The 22,763-nt window shown below is 73.4% G+C and carries 21 protein-coding genes; 12 read left to right on the top strand and 9 right to left on the bottom strand.

What is annotated here, in order from left to right; all coding sequences use genetic code 11:
• Positions 1–170: 170 nt before the first annotated feature.
• Entirely contained in the window at positions 171–2,030 is a 1,860-nt protein-coding gene (locus IE308_RS16180) for an ABC transporter ATP-binding protein (protein ID WP_190218499.1), read from the bottom strand.
• Positions 2,027–3,898, bottom strand: coding sequence for an ABC transporter ATP-binding protein (locus IE308_RS16175; protein ID WP_190218498.1), 1,872 nt, complete (start codon positions 3,896–3,898; stop codon positions 2,027–2,029). Before IE308_RS16175 ends, IE308_RS16180 begins: the two co-directional genes overlap by 4 nt.
• A 234-nt stretch (positions 3,899–4,132) precedes the next feature.
• On the opposite strand from IE308_RS16175, the gene IE308_RS16170 reads away from it, so the two are divergent.
• Positions 4,133–4,843, top strand: coding sequence for an LmeA family phospholipid-binding protein (locus IE308_RS16170; RefSeq protein ID WP_229908899.1), 711 nt, complete (start codon positions 4,133–4,135; stop codon positions 4,841–4,843).
• Positions 4,844–4,869: 26 nt separating this feature from the next.
• Here the strand turns inward: IE308_RS16170 and glgX are convergent, their stop codons facing one another.
• Positions 4,870–7,110, bottom strand: coding sequence for a glycogen debranching protein GlgX (gene glgX / locus IE308_RS16165; RefSeq protein WP_190218497.1), 2,241 nt, complete (start codon positions 7,108–7,110; stop codon positions 4,870–4,872).
• A gap of 156 nt (positions 7,111–7,266) precedes the next feature.
• Between glgX and IE308_RS16160 the strand changes: the two genes are divergently transcribed.
• Complete coding sequence (locus IE308_RS16160) at positions 7,267–8,508, top strand: L,D-transpeptidase (RefSeq protein WP_190218496.1); 1,242 nt, start codon at positions 7,267–7,269, stop codon at positions 8,506–8,508.
• Between the two features lie 158 nt (positions 8,509–8,666).
• Entirely contained in the window at positions 8,667–9,908 is a 1,242-nt protein-coding gene (locus tag IE308_RS16155; RefSeq protein ID WP_190218495.1) for a L,D-transpeptidase, read from the top strand.
• A 69-nt stretch (positions 9,909–9,977) separates the two neighbouring features.
• On the opposite strand, the gene IE308_RS16150 is transcribed toward IE308_RS16155, so the two are convergent.
• Together IE308_RS16150 and IE308_RS16145 are read right to left on the bottom strand one after the other, a co-directional pair.
• Positions 9,978–10,421, bottom strand: a complete 444-nt coding sequence (locus IE308_RS16150) for a DUF6325 family protein (protein ID WP_110630805.1) — start codon at positions 10,419–10,421, stop codon at positions 9,978–9,980.
• Positions 10,422–10,520: 99 nt separating this feature from the next.
• Positions 10,521–11,183, bottom strand: coding sequence for a GAP family protein (locus tag IE308_RS16145; RefSeq protein ID WP_190218494.1), 663 nt, complete (start codon positions 11,181–11,183; stop codon positions 10,521–10,523).
• 205 nt (positions 11,184–11,388) lie between these two features.
• Between IE308_RS16145 and IE308_RS16140 the strand changes: the two genes are divergently transcribed.
• From IE308_RS16140 to IE308_RS16120, 5 genes are all read left to right on the top strand, one after another.
• A complete protein-coding gene (locus IE308_RS16140; protein ID WP_190218493.1) occupies positions 11,389–11,697 on the top strand; it encodes an SHOCT domain-containing protein in 309 nt (102 codons plus the stop codon).
• Positions 11,698–11,776: 79 nt separating this feature from the next.
• Positions 11,777–12,544, top strand: coding sequence for an enoyl-CoA hydratase/isomerase family protein (locus tag IE308_RS16135; RefSeq protein WP_110630810.1), 768 nt, complete (start codon positions 11,777–11,779; stop codon positions 12,542–12,544).
• 283 nt (positions 12,545–12,827) lie between these two features.
• Positions 12,828–13,331 carry an ATP-binding protein gene (locus IE308_RS16130; protein WP_162655613.1) on the top strand — a complete coding sequence of 168 codons (504 nt, stop codon included), beginning with the start codon at positions 12,828–12,830 and terminating at the stop codon, positions 13,329–13,331.
• A gap of 94 nt (positions 13,332–13,425) precedes the next feature.
• Positions 13,426–14,247, top strand: coding sequence for a polysaccharide deacetylase family protein (locus IE308_RS16125; RefSeq protein ID WP_190218492.1), 822 nt, complete (start codon positions 13,426–13,428; stop codon positions 14,245–14,247).
• Positions 14,247–15,440 carry a YncE family protein gene (locus IE308_RS16120; protein ID WP_190218491.1) on the top strand — a complete coding sequence of 398 codons (1,194 nt, stop codon included), beginning with the start codon at positions 14,247–14,249 and terminating at the stop codon, positions 15,438–15,440. Before IE308_RS16125 ends, IE308_RS16120 begins: the two co-directional genes overlap by 1 nt.
• A 43-nt stretch (positions 15,441–15,483) precedes the next feature.
• On the opposite strand, the gene IE308_RS16115 is transcribed toward IE308_RS16120, so the two are convergent.
• Positions 15,484–16,119, bottom strand: a complete 636-nt coding sequence (locus IE308_RS16115) for a GNAT family N-acetyltransferase (protein WP_190218490.1) — start codon at positions 16,117–16,119, stop codon at positions 15,484–15,486.
• Positions 16,120–16,258: 139 nt separating this feature from the next.
• On the opposite strand from IE308_RS16115, the gene IE308_RS16110 reads away from it, so the two are divergent.
• On the top strand, positions 16,259–16,471 hold the full coding sequence (locus tag IE308_RS16110) for an EF-hand domain-containing protein (RefSeq protein WP_110630818.1): 213 nt from the start codon (positions 16,259–16,261) through the stop codon (positions 16,469–16,471).
• Between the two features lie 66 nt (positions 16,472–16,537).
• Here IE308_RS16110 and IE308_RS16105 read toward each other — a convergent pair whose 3' ends face one another.
• Positions 16,538–17,326: an ABC transporter ATP-binding protein gene (locus tag IE308_RS16105; protein WP_190218489.1), complete on the bottom strand. Its 789-nt coding sequence runs from the start codon at positions 17,324–17,326 to the stop codon at positions 16,538–16,540.
• Positions 17,323–19,032 (bottom strand): 2-isopropylmalate synthase, encoded by a 1,710-nt coding sequence (locus IE308_RS16100; RefSeq protein WP_190218488.1) that lies wholly within the window; start codon positions 19,030–19,032, stop codon positions 17,323–17,325. Before IE308_RS16100 ends, IE308_RS16105 begins: the two co-directional genes overlap by 4 nt.
• A gap of 199 nt (positions 19,033–19,231) precedes the next feature.
• Between IE308_RS16100 and IE308_RS16095 the strand changes: the two genes are divergently transcribed.
• Positions 19,232–19,927 (top strand): FadR/GntR family transcriptional regulator, encoded by a 696-nt coding sequence (locus tag IE308_RS16095; RefSeq protein WP_190218487.1) that lies wholly within the window; start codon positions 19,232–19,234, stop codon positions 19,925–19,927.
• Positions 19,928–19,942: 15 nt separating this feature from the next.
• On the opposite strand, the gene IE308_RS16090 is transcribed toward IE308_RS16095, so the two are convergent.
• Positions 19,943–20,866 (bottom strand): AraC family transcriptional regulator, encoded by a 924-nt coding sequence (locus IE308_RS16090; protein ID WP_190218486.1) that lies wholly within the window; start codon positions 20,864–20,866, stop codon positions 19,943–19,945.
• Between the two features lie 101 nt (positions 20,867–20,967).
• On the opposite strand from IE308_RS16090, the gene IE308_RS16085 reads away from it, so the two are divergent.
• Together IE308_RS16085 and IE308_RS16080 are read left to right on the top strand one after the other, a co-directional pair.
• Positions 20,968–21,960, top strand: coding sequence for a zinc-dependent alcohol dehydrogenase family protein (locus IE308_RS16085; protein ID WP_110630826.1), 993 nt, complete (start codon positions 20,968–20,970; stop codon positions 21,958–21,960).
• Positions 21,961–22,095: 135 nt separating this feature from the next.
• Positions 22,096–22,758 carry an NADPH-dependent F420 reductase gene (locus IE308_RS16080; RefSeq protein WP_110630828.1) on the top strand — a complete coding sequence of 221 codons (663 nt, stop codon included), beginning with the start codon at positions 22,096–22,098 and terminating at the stop codon, positions 22,756–22,758.
• Positions 22,759–22,763 lie beyond the last annotated feature (5 nt).

Raw genomic sequence — 22,763 nt, 5'->3', positions numbered from 1 at the left:
CCCCCGCGCGCCCGGGCGCGCGGTCGCGCGGCCCCTCCCTGCCCGAACGGAGTTTAGGACACCCGTTCGGCGGAGCCCGGTGACGGCTCCGGCGGACCGGACGGCCCGCCCCCGCCCTCCCGGGCGCCGCGTACCGTCGGCCGGCGGCGCGGAGGGCGGCCGGGACGCCCTCACACCAGACTGTCCCGCCACGCCCGGTGCAGGTCCGAGAACCGCCCGCGGCCCGCGACCAGCTTGGCCGGGCTGCCGTCCTCCACGATCCGCCCGTGCTCCATCACCAGCACCCGGTCGGCGATCTCCACCGTCGACAGCCGGTGCGCGATCACCACCGCGGTACGGCCCTGCAGCACCGTCGCCATCGCCCGCTGCACCGCCCGCTCCCCGGGGATGTCCAGCGAACTCGTCGCCTCGTCCAGGATCAGCACCGCCGGGTCGGCGAGCAACGCCCGCGCGAACGCCACCAGTTGCCGCTGTCCGGCGGAGATACGGCCGCCCCGCCGGCGCACGTCGGTGTCGTAGCCGTCGGGCAGGGCGCTGATGAACTCGTGCGCGCCGATCGCCTTCGCCGCCCGCTCGATCTCCTCGCGGGTGGCGTCGGGCCGGCCGAGCGCGATGTTGTCGGCGACCGAGCCGGAGAACAGGAACGCCTCCTGCGTCACCATCACCACCCCGCGCCGCAGCTCGGGCGTGGCCAGCTCGCGCAGGTCCACCCCGTCCAGCAGCACCCGCCCCTCGGTCGGGTCGTAGAACCGGGCGAGCAGCTTGGCCAGCGTCGACTTGCCGGCGCCGGTGGTGCCGACGACCGCGACCGTCTGCCCGGCCGGCAGGGTCAGGTCGAAGCGGGGCAGCACCTCGCCACCGGTGCGGTACGCGAAGCGCACCCCGTCGAAGACGACCTCGCGGCCCGGCATGTCGCCCTTGAGCGGCGGCAGTTCCCTCGGCGCGGACGGCTCCGGCACCGACGGCGTCTGCGCGAGCAGGCCCGCGATCTTCTCCAGGGACGCGGCGGCCGACTGGTAGGAGTTGAGGAACATGCCGAGCCGGTCGATCGGGTCGTACAGGCGCCGCAGGTACAGCACCGCCGCGGCCAGCACACCCAGCTCCAGTGAGCCGTCCGCGACCCGGTAGGCGCCCCACAGCACGATGAGCGCGACCGCCGTGTTGGCGACCAGCCGGGAGCCGACGACATAGCGGGCCATCTCCAGCAGCGCGTCGCCGTTGCTGCGCTCGTGCCGCCGGTTGAGCACCCGGAACTCGGCGTCGTTGGCGTCCTCGCGGCGGAAGGCGCGCACCGGGCGGATGCCGTTCATCGTCTCGACGAACTTCACGATCACCGCAGCGATCGCGGTGGACCGCACGCGGTACACCTCGCCCGCCCGCCGCTGGTACAGCCGTACCAGCAGGTACAGCGGCACGAAGGAGGCGACGGCCACCGCGCCCAGCCCCAGGTCCAGCCAGAGCAGCATCGCCGAGATGTAGACGAAGGACAGGATGACCGTCACCAGCTCCTGCAGCCCCTCGCTGAGCAGTTCCCGCAGCGACTCGACGTCCGTGGTGGAGCGGGAGATCAGTCGGCCGCTCGTGTAGCGCTCGTGGAAGTCGATGCTCAGCGCCTGCGCGTGGCGGAAGATCCGGCCGCGCAGGTCGAGCAGCACGTCCTGGTTGACGCGCGCGGAGGCGGTGATGAACGCGTACTGCAGCGCGCCGGAGGCGGCCGCGCTCAGCAGGTAGCCGACGGCCACCGCGATCAGCGGGCCGTGGTCGTCGCGGCGGAAGGCGGGGACGGCGCGGTCGATGGCGTACGCCACCAGCAGCGGGCCCGCCTGCACGGCCGCCTGCTGGAGCAGCAGCAGAAGCGTGGTGACCGCGACGCGGGCCCTCATCGGCGCGAGCAGGGACCGCAGCAGGGCGGCGGTCGCGCCGGGCGGGGTGGGCAGGACGTCGCGGTCGAAGGGGTCGCCCGCGCCGCCCTGGGGGCGGGGGGTGCTGTCGTCGTCGGAGGGGGTGACGGAGGTGGTGGGGGCCGTCATCGGGTGGGGTCCTCCTGGTACTCCTCGGCGCCGGACATCAGGTGGGCGTACTCGGCGTTCGTGCGCAGGAGCTCGTGGTGGGTGCCGACGGCGGTGATCCGGCCGCCGGACAGCAGGGCGACGCGGTCGGCGAGCAGCACGGTGGACGGGCGGTGCGCCACGATCAGCGCGGTGGTGTCGGCGAGCACCTGCCGCAGCGCCGCCTCCACGGCGGCCTCCGTGTGCACGTCCAGCGCGGACAGCGGGTCGTCAAGGACGAGGAACCGCGGCCGCCCGACGACCGCCCGGGCCAGAGCGAGGCGCTGCCGCTGCCCGCCGGACAGGCTGTGGCCCTGCTCGCCGACCTGGGTCGCGGTGCCCTGCGGGAGGGCGTGGACGAAGTCGGCCTGGGCGACGGCGAGCGCGCGGTCCAGGTCGTCGGGGCCGGCGTCGGGGCCGGCGCCCATGAGGACGTTCTCGCCGACGCTCGCGGAGAAGAGGGTGGGTTCCTCGAAGGCGACGGCGACCTTGGCGCGCAGCTCGGCACGGCTCATGGCGCGGATGTCCTCGCCGTCGAGCGTGATCCGACCCTCCGTCACCTCGTGCAGCCGGGGCACGAGCGCGGTGAGCGTCGTCTTGCCGCTGCCGGTCGCGCCGACCAGGGCCAGGGACTCGCCGGGGCGGATGTGCAGGTCGACGCGGTCGAGGACGGGCGGGGAGCCGGGGGGCGCGTCGGGGTAGCGGAAGCTGACACTCTCGAACCGGATCCCGCCGGCGTCTGCACCCTTGGACGCCCCGTCAGCGGGGACCGTGACCTCGGCGGCGACCGCCGCCCCGGCATCCTTCCTCATCCCGCCCCCGGCGACCGCGACCGGCGTGGTCGACTCCGGCAGCTCGTCCATGACCTCGAAGTACCGCTCGGTGGCGGTCGCCGCCTCCTGGCTCATCGCCAGCAGGAAGCCGATCGACTCCACGGGCCACCGCAGGGCGAGCGCGGTCGACAGGAAGGCGACCAGCGTCCCCGCGGACAGCTCCCCGTCGGCCACCTGCACGGCCCCGACCACCAGCGCCGCGCCGATCGCGACCTCGGGCAGGGTCACGATCACCGCCCAGATGGCGGCCAGCAGCCGCGCCTTGCGCAGCTCCGTGCCGCGCAGGGTGGCGGACAGCTCGCGGAAAGCGCGCGCCTGGCTGCGGTGGCGTCCGAAGCCCTTGATGATGCGGATGCCGAGGACGCCCTCCTCGACGACGGTGGTCAGATCGCCGACCTGGTCCTGGGCGAGGCGGGCGACATCGGCGTACCGCTTCTCGAAGACGACGCACATCACGATCATCGGGACGACCGGTCCCAGGATGACCACGCCCAGCGTCCAGTCCTGGGCCAGCATGATGATCACGCCGACGAGGATCGTCACGCCGTTGACCAGCAGGAAGGTCAGCGGGAAGGCGAGGAACATGCGCAGCAGCATCAGGTCGGTCGTCCCGCGGGACAGCAACTGCCCCGAGGCCCACCGGTCGTGGAAGGCGACCGGCAGCCGCTGCAGATGCCGGTAGAGGCCGGCCCGCATCTCCGCCTCGACGTGCGACAGCGGCCGGGCCACCAGCCACCGCCGGAGTCCGAACAGCAGCGCCTCGGTCAGGCCGAGCAGCAGCAGGTACAGGGCGCCGAGCCACACCCCGGCCGGGTCGCGGTCGGCGACCGGCCCGTCCACCATCCACTTCAGCACGAGCGGGATCACCAGCCCCACACAGGAGGCGACGACGGCGACGCCGGCGGCGGTGAACAACCGCACGCGCACGGGCCGCACGTACGGCCACAGGCGCAGCAGCGTGCGCACGGCGGAGCGGGGGTCGGTTTCCCGGGCGGCGGTGGCAGGTGTCGTGGACATCAGCAGCGAGCCTACGGTTCACCACTGACATCGCCCACCGAGTTTCGGACGGTCCCCGCTCCTCCCGTGGTCCTAGGACCCGCCACGGCGCCGGGTTCTGAGTATCCGTACGGATAGCGCGTTCCCGAACGCGTGCGCGATGATCGACCGTCGTCCGCAAGATCCGCAAGATCCGCGAGATCCGCAAGATCCGCAAGATCCGCGAGATCCACAGCAGCCCGAGGAGAAACCGACGTGAGACGTCGCTGGGTGAAGGTGCTCACTGTCACGGTCGTCGTACTCGCCGTGCTGTTCACGGTCGTGGACCGCGTGGCCGTGCACTACGCGGACGGCGAGGTCGCCGACCTCGCGGCGCAGAAGTACGGCTACGACAGCGCCACCGACGCGAACCTGGACGTGTCCATCACCGGCTTCCCCTTCCTCACCCAGGCCCTGGGCCGCGACTTCGACCACGTCACGCTGGACGCCGACCACCTGCTGCTGAACAGCGAGGCCAACCGCACCGGCGACTACCTCGACCTCACCGGCCTGCACATCGACCTCTACGACGTCAGCGTGCCGTCCTTCACCGCCCGCTCGGCGGAGGCGAACCGCGCCTCCGGCCGCGTGACCCTGCCCTACGCCAACCTGGCCGCGGTCCTCGGCCGCCTCGCCAACGGGAAGTTCACCGTCACCCCGGCCGGCGACGACCAGGTCACCGTCGCGGGTGACCTGGTCGACTTCGAGACCGGGGCACGCACCCCGGTCCGCTCCACGGGCCGCCTCCAGCTGGCGGGCGACGAGTTCGGCATCACCGTCCCCGGCGCCCGGAAGGCCGACGCGATGTGGCGCGTCCCCCTCCCGGAGGGCGTCTCCATGACCGCCGTCCACACCAGGGAGACGGGCGTCGAGGTGACCCTGGAGGGCCACCTGGTGACCTTGGGCAGCAGCCGCTTCACCCGCTGAGCCCGGGAGACGACCGCGTACGGCGTTCAGCGCACCCGCAGCAGCAGCACCGCCCGCTCCGGCACCGTGATCTCCGTCCCCGCGGCGTGCACCGCGCCCGGTCCCTCCGGCTGCTCCTCGCGTGAGGTGTCCACCACGACCTCGTAGTGTTCCGCCCACGGGGGGCCCGGCAGCAGGAACCGGACCGGTTCCTCCCCGGCGTGCAGCACGGCGAGGAAGCTGTCGTCGAGGATCGGGTCGCCGCGCTCGTCACGGCCGGGGATGTCCCGGCCGGAGAGGTACATGCCGAGGGTGGCGGCGGGGGCGTACCAGTCGCCCTCCGTCATCTCCGTGCCCCGGGCGGTGAACCAGGCCAGGTCGCGCAGCCCGTCCGCCGAGTGCGCCCGGCCGGAGAAGAACGCGCGGCGGCGCAGCACCGGGTGGCGGTGGCGCAGGGCGATGAGGCGGGAGGTGAGGTCGTACAGGGCCCGCCAGCCGGGGTCGTCCAGCAGGCTCCAGTCCAGCCAGCTGATCTCGTTGTCCTGGCAGTAGGCGTTGTTGTTGCCGCGCTGGGTGCGGCCCAGTTCGTCGCCCGCGACCAGCATGGGCACGCCGGTGGAGAGCAGGAGGGTGGTGAGCAGGTTCCTCAGCTGCCGTCGCCTGAGCGCGAGGACCCGCTCGTCGTCGGTCTCGCCCTCCACCCCGCAGTTCCAGGCGCGGTTGTCGTCCGTGCCGTCCCGGTTGCCCTCGCCGTTGGCCTCGTTGTGCTTGCGCTCGTACGACACCAGGTCGCGCAGGGTGAAGCCGTCGTGGGCCGTCACGAAGTTGACGGAGGCGTACGGGCGGCGCCCGCCCCAGGCGTACAGGTCGCTGGAGCCGGACAGGCGGTAGCCCATCTCGCGGACGTCGGGCAGCGCGTGCCGCCAGAAGTCGCGGACGGCGTCGCGGTAGCGGTCGTTCCACTCGGTCCACAGCGGGGGGAAGGCGCCCACCTGGTAGCCGCCCGAGCCCACGTCCCACGGCTCGGCGATGAGCTTCACCCGCCGCAGCACCGGGTCCTGCGCGATGACCGCCAGAAAGGGCGACAGCATGTCCACGTCGTGCATGGAGCGGGCCAGCGCCGCCGCCAGGTCGAAGCGGAAGCCGTCCACGCCCATCTCCGTCACCCAGTAGCGCAGCGAGTCGGTGATCAGGCGCAGCACGTGCGGCTGCACGACGTGCAGGGTGTTGCCGCAGCCCGTGTAGTCGGCGTAGCGGCGGGCGTCGGTCTGCAGGCGGTAGTAGCCGCGGTTGTCGATGCCCTTCAGGGACAGCGTCGGGCCGTACTCGCCGGCCTCCGCGGTGTGGTTGTAGACCACGTCGAGGATGACCTCGATGCCGGCCGCGTGCAGCGCCCGCACCATCCGCTTGAACTCGCCGACCTGCTGGCCGGTGGTGCCGGAGGCGGCGTACGCGGCGTGCGGGGCGAAGTAGCCGATGGAGTTGTAGCCCCAGTAGTTCTTCAGCCCCCGCCGCAGCAGGTGGTCCTCGTGCGCGAACTGGTGGACCGGCAGCAGCTCCACCGCCGTCACGCCGAGCTTCACCAGGTGCTCGATCGCCGCCGGGTGCGCGAGTCCGGCGTACGTGCCGCGCAGCTCCTCGGGGATGCCCGGGTGCAGCCGGGTGAAGCCGCGCACATGCAGCTCGTAGATGACCGAGTCGGCCCACGGCGTCTTCGGGCGCCGGTCGTCCGCCCAGTCGTCGTCATCGTGGACGACGACGCCCTTCGGGACGTACGGCGCCGAGTCGCGGTCGTCCCGGACGGTGTCGGCGACGTGCTGGTCCGGCCAGTCCCGTACGTGCCCGTACACCTCCGGCGGCAGCGAGAACTCGCCGTCGACCGCCCGCGCGTACGGGTCGAGGAGCAGCTTCGCCGGGTTCCAGCGGCCGCCGGTCCACGGGTCCCAGCGGCCGTGCACCCGGTACCCGTACCGCTGCCCGGGCAGCACACCCGGCACGAAGCCGTGCCAGATCTCATGGGTCAGCTCCGTCAGGCGGAGACGGGTCTCGACGCCCGCGTCGTCGAACAGGCACAGCTCGACACCCTCCGCGCCGCCCGCCCACAGGGCGAAGTTGGTGCCGGCCACGCCGCCCGGGCCGACCCGGAACCGTGCGCCCAGCGGCATCGGCGTCCCCGGCCACACGGGCCCGGCCGGCGGGCGCCGCGTCCCGTTCACCACGGCGGCCGGGCGCCGCTCGCCGGCGGTCCGCCCCTCGGCGACCGCCTCCTGCTCGGCTGCGCTCGACACCTGATATCGGCCCTTCGTCGGTCCGGCTCTGGCACGGCATGCCGGGGCGGCGGCGTCCCGGCCGCGGCGCCCCCGTACGGCGTCCTTCTCACAGTTCTGCCCAGACGGGCGCTCGCACTCACGTTTCCCCAGGGCGGGCCCGTCGTTGGGCAGGCCGTGAGGCACGTACACGGACGCGCACGGCGCGCGGGGGCCGCCCTGGCCGCCGTACTGACATGGGCGGGACTGCTGGCCGGAGTGGCCGGCTGCACCGCCGACGGCACGACACCGATCGACAGCGTGTTCGGCAAGGCACCCGCCCCCGAGGACGTCATCCGGGTGACCCCCGACGACGGCAGCAAGGAGGTGCGCCCCGACCGGCCGCTGCGGGTTCACGTCCCGGACGGGCGCCTGGAGTCGGTGAAGGTGGTGAAGTCGCAGGACGCCCAGGAGTCCCCGGTGCCCGGCCGGATCTCCGCCGACGGCCTGACCTGGCAGCCCGCCGAGGACCGGCTCGCGCTCGCCGCCGAGTACACCGTCGACGCGGTCGCCGTCGACGGCGAGGGCCGCCGCTCCGCCCGCCACACCACCTTCACCACCCATGTCCCCGAGGAGCGGTTCGTCGGCTACGTCACCCCCGAGAACCGTGCCGTCGTCGGCACCGGGATGATCGTCTCCGTCGAGTTCAACCGGGAGATCACCCGCCGGGCCGCCGTCGAGCGCGCCATCGAGGTGAGCGCCGAACCCGCCGTCGAGGTCCGCCCGCACTGGTTCGGCAGCGGGCGCCTGGACTTCCGGCCCGAGCACTACTGGAAGCCCGGCACCCGCGTCACCGTCGCGCTGAGGCTGCGGGACGTGGAGGGCGCGCCCGGCGTCTACGGGCTCCAGTACAAGACGTTCTCCTTCACCGTCGGGCGCAGCCAGGTCTCCCTGGTCGACGCCGCCGAGCACACCATGCAGGTGCGGCGTGACGGGGAACTGCTGGCCACCGTGCCGATCACGGCGGGCGCCCCGAAGACCACCACCTACAACGGCAAGATGGTGGTGATGGAGATGCTGGACGTCACCCGGATGAACGGGGCGACGGTCGGCTTCCGCAAGAGCAACGGCAAGAGCGAGTACGACATCCCCGACGTGCCGCACGCCATGCGCCTGACCGACTCCGGCACCTTCCTGCACGGCAACTACTGGGCGCCGGACGCCTTCGGCCGGGTGAACGTCAGCCACGGCTGCGTCGGACTGCGGGACGTGAAGGGCGGCGGCTCGGACACGCCCGCGGGCTGGTTCTTCGACCGCAGCCTCGTCGGGGACGTCGTCGAGGTCGTGCACAGCAAGGACAAGACGGTCGCTCCCGACAACGGCCTCGGCGGCTGGAACATGGGGTGGAAGGAGTGGAAGGCGGGCAGCGCGGTCAAATGAACCCGAACCGGCGGGCGCGCGGTTGGGACCGAACGGTGACAATCTTGCCCCGCCGACCCCCCTGACCATGCAGTTAATATGCGCCCACAGCGTCCGCGCGAGCCGCGGCGACGCTGCGGTGCGGGCCCGGACCGGGCCCGGGGGAGGGGAGACACAACTTGAACGTGCGTCCGATACGGGGGGCGTCGGTTGACGCGCGCGGACGGCGGCGCAGGCTGACGGCGGTCGCCGTCGGCGCGCTGCTGCTGGCCGCGACGGCCTGCGGCGGGGGCGACTCGGACTCCGGGTCCGGGGACGGCAAGAGCCCGGGGAAGGGCTCCACCGCCGCGCAGAGCGGTCAGTCCGACGCCGTCGTCACGATCGCGCCGAAGAACGGCGCCGCCTCGGTCGACACCAGCGGGGCCCTCAAGGTCACCGCGGCCAAGGGCAAGCTGACGGAGGTCGTCGTCAAGGACGACAAGGGCACGAGGATCGACGGGGCGATATCCGCCGACGGCAGCGGCTGGACGCCCGCGACCCACCTCGCCGCGTCCACGAAGTACCAGGTGCACGCGGTCGCCAAGGACGCCGAGGGCCGTACGGCGGCCGAGGATGCGAGCTTCACCACCCTCACCCCGCAGAACACCTTCGTCGGCACCTTCACCCCCGAGGACGGCTCCACCGTCGGCGTCGGGATGCCGTTCTCCGTCCGCTTCACCCGGGGCATCACCCACCCGGAGGACGTCGAGAAGGCCATCAAGGTCACCACCGAGCCGGCCGTCGACGTCGAGGGCCACTGGTTCGGCAACGACCGCCTCGACTTCCGCCCCGAGAAGTACTGGCAGGAGGGCACCAAGGTCACCGTCCGGCTCAACCTGGACGGCGTCGAGGGCCGCCCCGGCGTCTACGGCAAGCAGGCGAAGACGGTCTCCTTCACCATCGGCCGCAACCAGGTCTCCGTCGTCGACGCCAAGACCCACAAGATGCAGGTCACGCAGGACGGCAAGGTCGTGAAGACCATCCCGGTCACCACCGGCAAGCCCGGGTACGCCACCTGGAACGGCGAGATGGTCATCAGCCAGAAGTTCACCGTCACCCGGATGAACGGCGACACGGTCGGCTACGACGGCGAGTACGACATCAAGGACGTCCCGCACGCCATGCGCCTGACCGACTCCGGCACCTTCGTGCACGGCAACTACTGGGGCGGCGACGCCTTCGGCAACTACAACGCCAGCCACGGCTGCATCGGCCTGCGCGACGTGCGCGGCGGCTACGACGGCGGGGTGCCGGCCGCCTGGTTCTTCGACCACTCGATGATCGGTGACGTCGTGGTCGTGAAGAACTCCACCGACCCGGTCGTCGACCCGTCCAACGGGCTCAACGGCTGGAACATGTCCTGGGAGAAGTGGAAGGCCTGACCCGGCGACCGGCGCGGCCGGCGCACACGCGCCCGGCCGCGCCGGTACGGCAGGTCCGCGGCCGTCACCTCAGGAGCCGGCCTCGATCGCGTCCAGGGAGGCCAGCACGGCCTGCACGTTCAGCCGGCCGGAGGCGACCAGCTGGGCGCCGCCGCGCCGCAGGGCGGCCGCGAAGGGGGCCGCCCACGTGTTCTCGTAGATCAGCAGGCCCGCCGAGTTGCCCGGCTCCACCGCCGCGGCGGCCTCCTCCAGGTCGTCCTGGCCGAGAAGCCCGGAGTTGACCCCCTCGAAGACGGCGAGGTCGAGCAGCCCGTCACCGGTGAGGTCGGCGATCTCCAGGGCGGTCACCGAGCCGTCCTCGTCCTTCCTGATGAACCTCAGGTCCAGGATCCGGATGATGCCCCGGTCCACCAGGTCCACCAGCAGCGGCAGGCCCTCGCCCGTCATGCGGTTGCCGGGGAACTCCACGACCAGGTAGTCGATGGGTCCCGTCTCGTCGAGTGGCTCGCTCATACTCGGTCACCTCTGGCGCTCGTCGCCCCCTGAGTGCCATTGCATCACCGGCGGCGGACCCGTGCACCTCCTGCCCGCCTCGCCTAGCCCCGGGCCGGCTCAGGACACCAGCTGGTGGATGCTCCTGCCGACCAGGAACAACCCGGCCGCCAGGGCCACGGCCACGATCGCCTGGTCCTGGTGCGTCTGGAGCCAGACGCGCAGTCTCCCCAGGCGCGCCCGGGCGCTCGCGGGGGCGAAGGTGGCGTAGACCTCCATGGCCAGCAGACTGCTCGTGGCGAGGACGCAGTACGCGAACAGCGCCAGCGTGGAGGAGGTCTCCGACAGATCGGCGTCCACCACGGTCGCCGCTCCGGCCGCGACCAGTCCCCAGGGCTGGAGCAGCGGCGCGAGGCCCGCCGCGGTCCACAGGGAGATCCGGTCGAGCCGCGCCGTCAGCCCGCCCGGGGACGCGGACGGCCCGTTCCCGCCCGTCCGCCCGCGTCGCACGTGCCGGTACCAGCCGTACCCGACCAGTCCGACGCCGATGGCCAGCTTGACGGCGGAGGAGGCGGTGGACGGCGGTGAATCGGGCGCCGGCGGCTTGCCGCCCGTCGTGAGCAGGACGGCGGCGAGGACGGCCACGAAACAGGCCAGCCAGGAGAGGATGAACACCAGGCCCTTCCAGATGCCGCCCTCGGTCGACAGCACCAGGACGAACGCGGTTACCGACAGCGGGAACACCGCGATCGCCAGCCCGATGAGCACCAGGTCAAGCACCATCGGGGCCCCCGCGCCGCGTCGAGGCCCCGGCCGGCGGGCCGTTCCTGCCCATGCACCCATCCTCGGCGCCGCGTCGGGGCCGCACAAACGCTCGCCCGCGGCGCCCCCGCGCGCGGGCGGCCGGCGGGCGAGGTGCCGCCGGGACCCGGCGGTGCTCTACTGGAGGTGCTGTTCTTCGTTCGGTTGCCGGTGGGAGGCGATCACCATGCCAGGCCTGCTCCGCGGAATCGCCCGCACCGCCGTGATCTCGGGCACGGCGACCGCGGTCTCCAACCGGGTGTCACGCCGCCAGCAGGGCCGCTGGGCCGCCCAGGCCGCCCAGCAGTCCTACGAGCAGCCCCCGCAGTACCAGCAGCCGTCCTACCAGGAGCCGCCGGCGGCGGAGACGACCACGTCCACGCCGGACGAGATGACCGCCAAGATCGAGCAGCTCAAGCAGCTCGGCGAGCTGAAGGCCCAGGGCGTGCTCACCGACGCCGAGTTCCAGGAGCAGAAGCGCAGGCTGCTCGCCTGACGGCCCCGCCCGCCGGCCCCGCGCGGTGTGACGGACCGCACCGGACCCGGTCCCGTTAGTGGCCGTTAACCTGGCTGCCATGACCGTGAATCTCGAAGTCGCCGAGGGCGTCGGCACGCTGCGCCTGGACCGCCCGCCCATGAACGCGCTGGACGTCGCCACCCAGGACCGGCTGAAGGAACTCGCCGAGGAGGCCGCGCGCCGCGACGACGTGCGCGCGGTGGTGATCTACGGCGGGGAGAAGGTGTTCGCGGCGGGCGCGGACATCAAGGAGATGCAGGCCATGGACCACACCGCGATGGTCCTGCGCGCCCGCGCCCTGCAGGACTCCTTCACCGCGGTCGCCCGCATCCCCAAGCCGGTCGTCGCGGCCGTCACGGGGTACGCGCTGGGCGGCGGCTGCGAGCTGGCCCTGTGCGCGGACTACCGCATCGCCGCCGACAACGCCAAGCTCGGCCAGCCGGAGATCCTGCTCGGCCTGATCCCCGGCGCCGGCGGCACCCAGCGCCTGTCCCGGCTGGTCGGCCCGTCCAAGGCCAAGGACCTCATCTTCACCGGCCGGATGGTCAGGGCCGACGAGGCCCTGACGCTCGGCCTGGTCGACCGCGTGGTCGCGCCCGAGCAGGTGTACGCCGAGGCCCACGCCTGGGCGGCGAAGCTGGCGCAGGGCCCGGCGATCGCGCTGCGCGCGGCGAAGGAGTCGATCGACACCGGTCTGGAGACCGACATCGAGACCGGCCTCGCGGTCGAACGGAACTGGTTCGCGGGCCTGTTCGCCACGGAGGACCGCGAGCGCGGGATGCGCAGCTTCGTGGAGGAGGGGCCGGGGAAGGCCAAGTTCCTCTGACGGGGCCGCAAGTACGGCCGGAGCGCTCGTCATTGACGCGATGTCTGATGCGGGTCCCTCGAAGGGGCGGTTTGTGGGAACCTTGGGACGACCTTGAGCCTGTCTCGACGAGGGAGCCCGTCGATTGCCTCCGGCCGAGCCGTCACCGCAGGTCACAAGCGCCGCGGCGGAGAACGAAGTGCCGTTGTCATATGCCGGTGGAATGGAGCGTTACCGGCGCGTCCAGGGGGCGTATTCCTCCAGAACGCCTCCGCCGCCCGCGCCCGACGGCCATGATGGGGGCATGGCGGGGCTGGAGGGCATCGAACAGCCGCGGGGACACGGCCGTGCCGCGGCGGCGCGCTGGTCGCCCGCGGTCGAGGACGAACGGGCGCTGAAGGCGCTGGAGTTGTTCGGCAACCCGACGGAGGCGGAGGTCCCGCTGCCGTCCCGCCCCGAGTCCGCCGCCACCGCCCGCCGTCTCGTCCAGGTCGTGGTCCTGCGGCACTGGGGGCTGAGCCCCAAACTGACCGAGGACGCGGTCTTGTTGGTCTCCGAACTCGTCGGCAACGCGGTACGGCACACCGGCGCCCGCGTCTTCGGCCTCCGTATGCGCCGCCGCCGCGGCTGGATCCGCGTCGAGGTCCGCGACCCCTCCCGGGGCCTGCCCTGTCTGCTGCCGGTCCGGGACCTCGACATCAGCGGCCGCGGCCTCTTCCTCGTCGACAAACTCGCCGACCGCTGGGGCGTGGACCTGCTGCCGCGGGGCAAGACGACGTGGTTCGAGATGCGGGTGGTGGACCGCTAGGGGGCATTCCTCCGCCCCAGGGGGCGACCCGCGTCCTCACCGCCGACCGGGTGAATCACCCCTTTTTGCCCTATAACGCGCCTTAAATGGTCCGGTGACCTCCACCGACCGCCGCGCAGCGCTCCGCGCCGGCGCCGCCCTCCTCGCGGGGGCCGCCGTCACCCCCGCCTGCACGCCCACCGGCGCCGGCACCGTCATGTCCCCCACACCGGAACAGCCCACCCAGGAGCAGCCCGGCCCGAAGCAGCCCGGTCCGGGACAGCCCACCCCGGAACACAAGCCGCCCGCGGCACCCGGCCCCCGTCGCTTCCCCGGCCAGCCGGACCAGATTACCCACGGCCCCCGCACCCACCCCCGCGTCGCCCTCACCTTCCACGGCCAGGGCGACCCCGCCACCGCCCGCGCCCTGCTCACCGAGGCCGAACGGCACGGCGCCCGCGTCACCGTCCTCGCCGTCGGCACCTGGCTGGACGACCACCCCGAGCTGGCCCGCCGCATCCTCGACGGCGGCCACGACCTCGGCAACCACACCCACCGCCACCTCGACATCGACGCGATGCCGGAAGCCGAGGCCCGCGCCGAGATCACCGCCTGCGCCGAGCGGCTGAAGCGGCTCACCGGATCCATCGGCACCTGGTTCCGCCCCTCCCGCGCACCCCGCGCCTCCCCCCTCGTCGCCCGCCTCGCCCGCGAGGCCGGCTACCCCCACGTCCTCTCCTACGACGTGGACTCCCTCGACTACACCGCGCCCGGCGCCGACGCCGTCACCCGCACCGTCCTCGCCCGGGTCCGCGCCGGATCCGTGGTGAGCCTGCACTTCGGCCACCCCGACACGGTCGCCGCGCTCCCCGCCGTACTGAACGCACTCGACCGCCGCGGCCTGCGCGCGGTCACCACCACGGAGCTGCTCAGCTGATGCCCACCATGCGCCCCACCCGCGCCCTGCTCACCGGCACCGCCCTGCTCGCCGCCGCGGCCCTCGCCGCCTGCGGCACCGGGGGCGAGGACCGGCAGGCCGACGGGACCACCAAGGCCGCCGTGCCCGCCCCGGCGAAGAAGAGGCAGCCGCCGGCCGTCCAGGGCCTGCCCGGCATGCCGCCCGTCCTCGACCCGAAGGACGTCTACGCCGCCGACCGCCCCAACCGGCTCTCCCCGGTCGTCAAGGGCTTCCCGTCCCGGGTGTACGTGCCCAACACCGAGTCGGACACGGTCTCCGTCATCGACCCGAAGACGTACAGGATCATCGACACGATCCGGGTCGGCCGGCAGCCCCAGCACGTCGTGCCCTCCTGGGACATGAAGACCCTGTGGGTCAACAACAACCGGGGCCACACCCTCACCCCCATCGACCCGAAGACGGGGAAGGCGGGGAAGCCGGTCGACGTGCACGACCCGTACAACCTGTACTTCACGCCCGACGGCAAGTACGCCGTCGTCATGGCCTCCCTCGACCGCGAACTGGTCTTCCGCGACCCGCACACCATGGCGCGCAAGAAGACCGTCCCCGTCACCTGCTACGGCGTCAACCACGCCGACTTCTCCCTCGACGGCCGCTACTTCATCGTCTCCTGCGAGTTCAGCGGCGAACTGCTGAAGGTCGACACCGCGAAGATGAAGGTGATCGGGCAGCAGAAGCTCCCGTTCAAGGGGGCCATGCCGCAGGACGTCAAGGTCTCGCCCGACGGCAAGCGGTTCTACATCGCCGACATGGTGGCCGACGGCATGTGGGTGCTGGACGGCGACAAGTTCACCCAGCCGACCCTGCTGCCCACCGGCAAGGGCACCCACGGCCTGTACGTCAGCCGCGACTCGCGCGAGATGTACGTCTCCAACCGCGGCGAGGGCACCATCTCCGTCTTCGACTTCCAGCAGCAGAAGGTCACCAGGAAGTGGCGGCTGCCCGACGGCGGCAGCCCCGACATGGGCGGCGTCTCCGCCGACGGCAAGGTGCTGTGGCTGTCCGGCCGCTACAACTCCGAGGTGTACGCCGTCGACACCCGCACCGGCGAACAGCTCGCCCGCATCAAGGTCGGCAGCGGCCCGCACGGCCTCGCCGTCTACCCCCAGCCCGGCCGCTACTCCCTCGGCCACACCGGCATCTTCCGCTGACCGCGCCGCCTGCCGGGGCAGCCCGCAGCAGCGGCCGCACCGCCTACCGGGGCAGCCGCAGCAGCGCCTCCGCGCCCACCTGCCGGTAGCCCGCCGCCTGGAACGCCCGCGCGCTGCGGGCGTTCCCCGGCGAGACCTGCGCCCACAGCGGCTCGTCCGCCAGCTGCCGCGCCGCCGCCACCAGGGCGCGGCCCAGCCCCCGGTGCCGTACGTCCTCGTCCACCTCCACGGACACCTCAAGACGCCCGGCGACCCCGCGGCCCATGACCAGGACCCCGCCCTCGGCCGTCCAGGCCCGCACGCCGTCGCGGCGCGCGCGGGCGTAGGCCACCCGGGGATGGTCCGAGCCGACCTCCCGCAGCGCGAGCGGCGGCTCGCCCGGCAGCGGGTCGGCGACCAGCACCGCGTCGATGGTCTCGGTCGTGCGTCCGGTGCGGTCCAGGAAGGCGGCGAGGAAGCGCGGGTTCATCGTGGCGGCGAGCGGGTCGCAGTCCAGGGCGCCCAGCGTGCCGTACACCCAGTCCGGGTCCTCGTCGGTGAAGACGACCGAGTGCGCGGTGAACGCCATCACCCCCGCGTCGCGCCGGTCGTGCTGCGGCACGACGGTCGTCCCGCCGTCCGCGGGCGGGAAGACGCCCCGCGCCGCCGCCTGAAGAATGTCCCGCAGCCCCTGCCCCACGCCCGCTCCTCGTCTCTTCGTACCGCAGCAGGCCAAGACTCACACAGGGCAGCCGCACGGGAGGCACCCACGGGCCGTTAATCTGACCTGCGGCACTACGCCAGGTGTACCGGAAAAACGCGACAAAAGGGGCGGATCGGTGGCGGACATCGAGGAAGCACGCAAGCAGTTCGAGCGGATCGACACGGACGGGGACGGCCAGATCACCGCTGCCGAGTTCAAGACCGCGCTCGCCCAGGGCGGCGACTGGAACGTCACGGACACGGTCGCCGAGGCGATCATCGCCAGCCGTGACCTGGACGGCGACAAGCAGCTGTCCTTCGACGAGTTCTGGGCCTACCTGAACAAGTGAGGCACGGCACAAGGGGCGCCCATCCGTTCACCGGAGGGGCGCCCCTTCGCCGTGCCGGGACGGCCCTCAGGCCCGGCGCCGGATCCGTACGCTCCAGCGTCCGTCGTGCCGCTCCAGGGCCAGCGGCAGGCCGAAGCACGCGCCGACCCGCTCGCCGGTGAGGACGCCGGCCGCCGGGCCGTGGGCGAGCACCCGGCCCTCGCGCAGCAGCACGGCGTGCGTGGTGTGCGCCGGCAGCTCCTCCAGGTGGTGGGTGACCAGCACCGTCGCCAGCCGCGGGTGCTCCCGGCGCAGCGCGTCCAGCGCCTCCAGCAGCCGCTCCCGGCCCGGCAGGTCCAGGCCCGTCGCCGGCTCGTCCAGGAGCAGCAGCCGCGGCTCGGGCATCAGCGCCCGGGCGATCAGGGTCCGGCCCCGCTGCCCCTGCGAGAGGACGGGCCAGCGGGCCGTGCGGTGCCCGGCCAGGCCCAGTGTCCCGATCAGCCGGTCGGCGCGGGCCTCCTGCGCGGGCGTGGGACGCCACCGGGGGAGCGGTGCCACGGAGTTGGTCAGGCCGGTCAGGACGACGTCCCGCACGGTGAGCGGCTCGGTGAGCGGATGACGGGGATCGACATGGCCGACGTACGAGCGCAGCTCCCGCACGTCCACCCGGCCCAGCCGGCGGCCCAGCACCTCCACCGTGCCGTGCGTCGGATGGAAGCGGGCGCCGAGCAGGCCGAGCAGCGTGGACTTGCCGGCGCCGTTGGCGCCGAGCAGCGCCCAGTGCTCGCCCGCCCGGACGGTGAGGGAGACGTCCTGGAGCACCGGCCGCCCGTCCCGCACGACCCGCACCTGCCGGGCCCGCAGGACCTCCGTCACCGGGCGGCCGCCCGGTTCACCGCCGAGACGACCGCCTGGACCCGGGCCGCGAGGGCGGAGGTCTCGACGCCGGCGCCCCAGACCGCGGTGCCGTTGACGCGGCACTCGGCGTAGGCGGCCGTGCCCCCGTCCAGCGGGTGGTCGGTGACCTCCAGGACCTCGACGGTGTACCCGGCGCCGGTCAGCGCGTCGGCGAACGCGGTCAGCGGCCCGCTGCCGGTGCCCTCCAGGTCGGCGGTCCGGTCGCCGGTGTCCAGCGTGCAGACGAAGCGGTGGGCGCCGGACGGGTCGGTGTGCACCGACCAGACGGCCGGCCGGACCCCGCCGTCGGCGAGATACGTCGCCCGGAACAGCTCCTCCAGCTCCTTCGGCGTGGCCTCGGCACCGCTGTCGTCCGTGGCCTCCTGCACCACGCGGGCGAAGTCGGGCCGCATCCGCTCCGGCAGGTCCAGCCCGGCCCGCGTGCGCAGCAGGTACGCCACCCCGCCCTTGCCGGACTGGGAGTTGACCCGGATCACCGCCTCGTAGGAGCGGCCCACGTCGCCCGGGTCGATCGGCAGATACGGTACCGACCAGGGCGCCTCACCCTCCGGCACCCCCGACTCCCGTGCCGTGCGCGCGTGATGGGCGAGCCCCTTGCTGATGGCGTCCTGGTGGGTGCCGGAGAACGCCGTGTACACCAGGTCGCCGGCGTAGGGGTGGCGGGGGTGCACCGGGAGCCGGTTGCAGTGCTCGGCCGTCTCGCGCACCGCGTCGATGTCGCCGAGGTCGACCATGGGGTCGACGCCTTGGGCGTACAGGTTCAGCGCGAGGGTCACCAGGTCGACGTTGCCGGTGCGCTCGCCGTTGCCGAAGAGGCATCCCTCGACGCGCTGCGCCCCCGCCAGCACGGCGAGTTCGGCGCACGCGACGCCGGTGCCGCGGTCGTTGTGCGGGTGGACGGAGAGGATGACGGAGTCGCGCCGGGCCAGGTTCCGGTGGATGTACTCGATCTGGTCGGCGTAGACGTTCGGGGTGGCGATCTCCACGGTGGCCGGCAGGTTGTGGGTGACCGGCCGGTCCGGGCTCGCGTCCCAGAACTCCGTCAGCTCGTCGCAGAGTTCGAGGACGAAGTCCGGCTCGGTCAGGTTGAAGGTCTCGGGCGAGAACTGGAACCGCACCGACGGCGTGTCCCCGGCGCGCCGGGCCATCAGCTCGGCCGCCTCCCGCACGATCCGCCGCACCCCGTCGCGGTCCCGGCCGAGCACGACCTCGCGCCACACCGGCGAGGTGGCGACGTACAGATGGACCACGGCCCGCGGCAGGCCCTCGATGGACGCGAAGGTGCGCTCGATCAGGTCGGGCCGGGCCGCGGTGAAGACGACCGGGGTGACGTCGTCGGGAAGCCCGGCATCCGCGCTCGCCAGGTGGCGTACGAAGTCGAAGTCGGTGCGGCTGGCGGACGGGTAGCCGACCTCGATCTCCTTGTAGCCCACGCGGACCAGCAGGTCGAAGAAGCGCCGTTTGCGCGCCGGGTCCATCGGCTCGGCCAGCGCCTGGTTGCCGTCGCGCAGGTCGACCGGGACCCACAGCGGGGCGCGCTCGATGCGGGCGGCGGGCCAGCCGCGTTCGGACACGGGCACACGCACGCGCTCGTGGTGGGGGCGGTAGCGGTGGTACGGCATCCCGCTGGGCCGCTGCGGATTCCATACGTCGGTCGGGGTCATCGTCTGCTTGCCTCTCCGGCTCGGTCGGACGGTGACCGGCGGCACGGCACCCCGCGGCGGGGTGCCGGTCAGGTCAGGCCCCGCCGCGGCAGCCGAGGAGGAGCAGACCGCGGAGCGTCATGACCGGTACGCTAGTCACCCCTCAGGTCCTCAGACAAGTGATTTCGAGACACTCCTCAGACAAGTTGGTGACCCCCCGATGGAGACCGGCCCGCTCCGCCCCAGCCCCCTGGTCGAACAGGCCGCCGCCCGCCTGCGCGCCCGGATCGCCGACGGCACCTGGCCCGTCGGCGCGAAACTCCCCGGCGAGACGACCCTCGCCAAGGAACTCGGCGTCGGCCGCTCCACCGTCCGCGAGGCCCTGCGGGCCCTCGCCGGCGCGGGGCTCGTGCGGCCGAGGCAGGGCGCCGGGGTCTTCGTCACCGCCACCGCGCCCGTCGAGGACTTCCCCGCGCAGCTGCGCCGGGCCGCCGTCACCGACGTCTACGAGGTCCGCATCGCCGTCGAGGTGCACGCCGCCCGGCTGGCCGCCCGGCGCCGCACCGACGAGGACGTCACCGCCCTCCGGGCCGCGCTCCAGGCACGGCGCGCCGCCGCCGCGGCCGACGACCAGACCTTCGTCGACGCCGACATCGCCTTCCACGCGGCCGTGGTCGCCGCCGCGCACAACGTCGTCCTGTCCGGACTGTTCGCGCAGTTCACCCCCGTCCTGCGCAAGGGCCTGACCGAACTGCTCGCCCTGACCGGCCTGCGCGCGGACGATCCCAACCACGCCGACGACGCCCACGAGGCGATCCTGCGCGCCGTCGCGGACGGCGACGCGGAGGCCGCGGTGGCGGTGGTGACCGAGGAACTGGAGGACCCCTTCGGACAATTGGGGGGCGGGGAAGGCTAGGGGGCGAGACAGCCCCTAGGACGCCCGCCGGCGGTACTGCCCCGGCGTCACCCCGAACTCCCGCTTGAAGGCCTTGGCGAAGGCGAACTCCGAGGTGTAGCCCGTGCGCTCGGCCACCCGGCGCAGCGGCACGTCCTCGCCCCGCAGCAGCCGGCCGGCCGTGGTCATCCGCCACCAGGTGAGGTACGCCAGCGGCGGCGACCCCACCAGCGCGGTGAACCGGCGGGCGAACGCCGCCCGGGACAGCCCGCCGACCGAGCCCAGCTCCTCCACCGTCCACGGGTGCGCCGGGTCCGCGTGGATCGCCCGCAGCGCCGCCGCCACCGCCGGGTCGGTCAGCGCGGCCGCCCAGCCGGTGGGATGTCCGTCGCCGTGCCGCGCCCCCTCCCACCAGGCGCGCAGGATGTACAGCAGCAGGGTGTCCAGGAGCGACGTCACGATGGTGTCCGAGCCGGGCCCGCGCTCCTCCAGCTCCCGCCCGAGCAGCTCCACCGCCGTCCGCAGCGAGCCGTACGCGCCCACCCGGGCCGGCAGGTGCACCACCTCCGGCAGCTCGGCGAGCAGCGGATGCGCCCGGGAGCGGTCCAGGGTGTACGCGCCGCACAGCATCACCGTGTCCGCCGGGGGCGCCCCGGGCTCCGGCGGGGGCAGCGAGGGCCAGCTGCCGTCCGCCTCCAGCCGTACGTCCTCCAGCTCCACGCCGGGCCCGCTGGCCAGCGCGTGCCCGCGACCGTGTGCCAGGAACACCACGTCCCCCGGACCCAGCGCGACCGGCTCGCCCTCCGAGGGCCGCAGCCACGCCGACCCGCGCAGCACGACATGGAACCCCGCGCCCTCCGACGCCGCGAACCGCAGCCCCCAGGGCGCGTACTTGTCCCGGAGACCGGAGTGCGGCCGCCCGCTGCGCATCGCGGCGACGGCGTCGCTCAGTACGTCCATGGCCGTACGGTAGCGGCCGTCGGCCCCGGCGAGACGAACGGACAGGAAAGCGAGACCGGCGGGCATGGATCGTCTCCCGGGCGCCCCATAGCGTCGACGGCATGTCAACCACCGCACGCACCGTGCTCTTTCACGAACTCGGCGGCCCCGGCGTCCTGACGGTCGAGGAGGTCCGGCTGCCCGCCCCCGGCCCCGGCGAGGTCCTCGTCCGCGTCGCCGCCGTCGCCCTCAACCGCGCCGAGGCGCTCTTCCGCTCCGGCGGCTACTTCTACCAGCCCACCTTCCCCGCCTCCCGCAACGGCTACGAGGCCGCCGGCACCGTCGAGGCCGTCGGCGAGGGCGTCACCGCGTTCGCGCCCGGCGACCCGGTCATGTCCGCGGCCAACTTCGAGCTCAGCGCGCACGGCGTGTACGGCGACCGGGTCCTGCTGCCCGACACCATGGTCGTGCCGCGCCCCGCCGGCGTCGACGAGGTGACGGCGGCGGCGGTCTGGGTCACCTACACGACGGCGTACGGCGCCCTCGTGGAGCGCGCCGCGCTCGCCCCCGGCGACCACGTCCTGGTCACCGGCGCGGCCGGCGGCGTCGGCACCGCCGCGCTCCAGGTCGCCCGGCGCGCCGGTGCCGTACCGATCGCCACCACCCGCTCCGAGGCCAAGCGGCGGCAGCTGCTCGACCTGGGCGCCGAGCATGTGATCGTCAGCGACGGCGAGGACGTCGTGAAGGAGACCCGGCGGCTGACCGGCGGGCGGGGCGCCGAGATCGTCCTGGACGCGATCGGCGGCCCCGGCTTCGCCGAGCTGGGCGGGGCCGCGGCCGAGGACGGCCGGATGATCTGCTACGGCTGGCTCGACGCGCAGCCCGCGCTGCTGCCCATGCAGTGGCCGCTGACCGTCCACGGCTACAGCAACTTCGCGCTCCTCGGCACCGCCGAGGGCCGCCGCCGCGCCGCCCACTACGTCGGCTCCGGCCTGGCCGACGGCACCCTGCGCCCCGTCGTCGCCGAGGTCTTCGACGGCCTGGACCGCATCGGCGACGCCCACCGGCTGATGGAGTCGAACCGGCACACCGGGAAGATCGTCGTGCGGGTGTGAGCAGGAGGGGCGCGGGCCGGACGGGTGCGGGCCGGACGGGTGCGGTCCGGGTGCCGGTGGAATAGCCCGTGGCCGGGCCGGGTTGAGCCCCACCAGAAACATGCGTATGCATCCACTCTGGAAGGGCGTCCCGGCATGAAGATCGGCATCATCGGCGCGGGCCACATCGGCGGCAACCTCACCCGGCGGCTCACCGCCCTCGGCCACGACGTCTCCGTCGCCAACTCCCGCGGCCCGCACACCCTCACCGCCCTCGCCGAGGAGACGGGCGCGACACCGGTGCGGGCCGGGGACGCGGCACGCGACGCGGAGATCGTCGTCGTCACCGTGCCCGTGAAGGCCGTGCCCGACCTGCCCGACGGCTTCCTCGACCACGCCGCCGAGGGCGTGGCCGTCATCGACACCGGCAACTACTACCCGCGCGAGCGGGACGGCCGTATCGACGAGATCGAGGACGAGGGCATCACCGAGAGCCGCTGGACCGAGCGCCGCATCGGCCACCCGGTGATCAAGGCGTTCAACGGCACCTACGCCCAGGACCTCCTGGACCGCCCGCTGCCCGCCGGACACCCCGAGCGGCTGGCGCTGCCGGTGGCCGGCGACGACGAGGCGGCCAAGGCGAAGGTGCGGGCTCTCATCGACGAGCTGGGCTTCGACACCGTCGACGCGGGCGGCATCGACGACTCCTGGCGGCAGCAGCCCGGCACCCCGGTCTACGGCCTGCGGGCCGGCGCGGAGGACGTGCGCAAGGCGCTCGCGGAGGCCTCGCCGCAGCGCCCGGAGGCGCTGCGCGGCTGACCGCC

The sequence above is a fragment of the Streptomyces griseosporeus genome, from assembly GCF_014656055.1.
In the GTDB taxonomy this organism is placed as follows: Bacteria; Actinomycetota; Actinomycetes; order Streptomycetales; family Streptomycetaceae; genus Streptomyces; species Streptomyces griseosporeus.
This window is presented reverse-complemented; position numbering and strand designations above follow the sequence as displayed.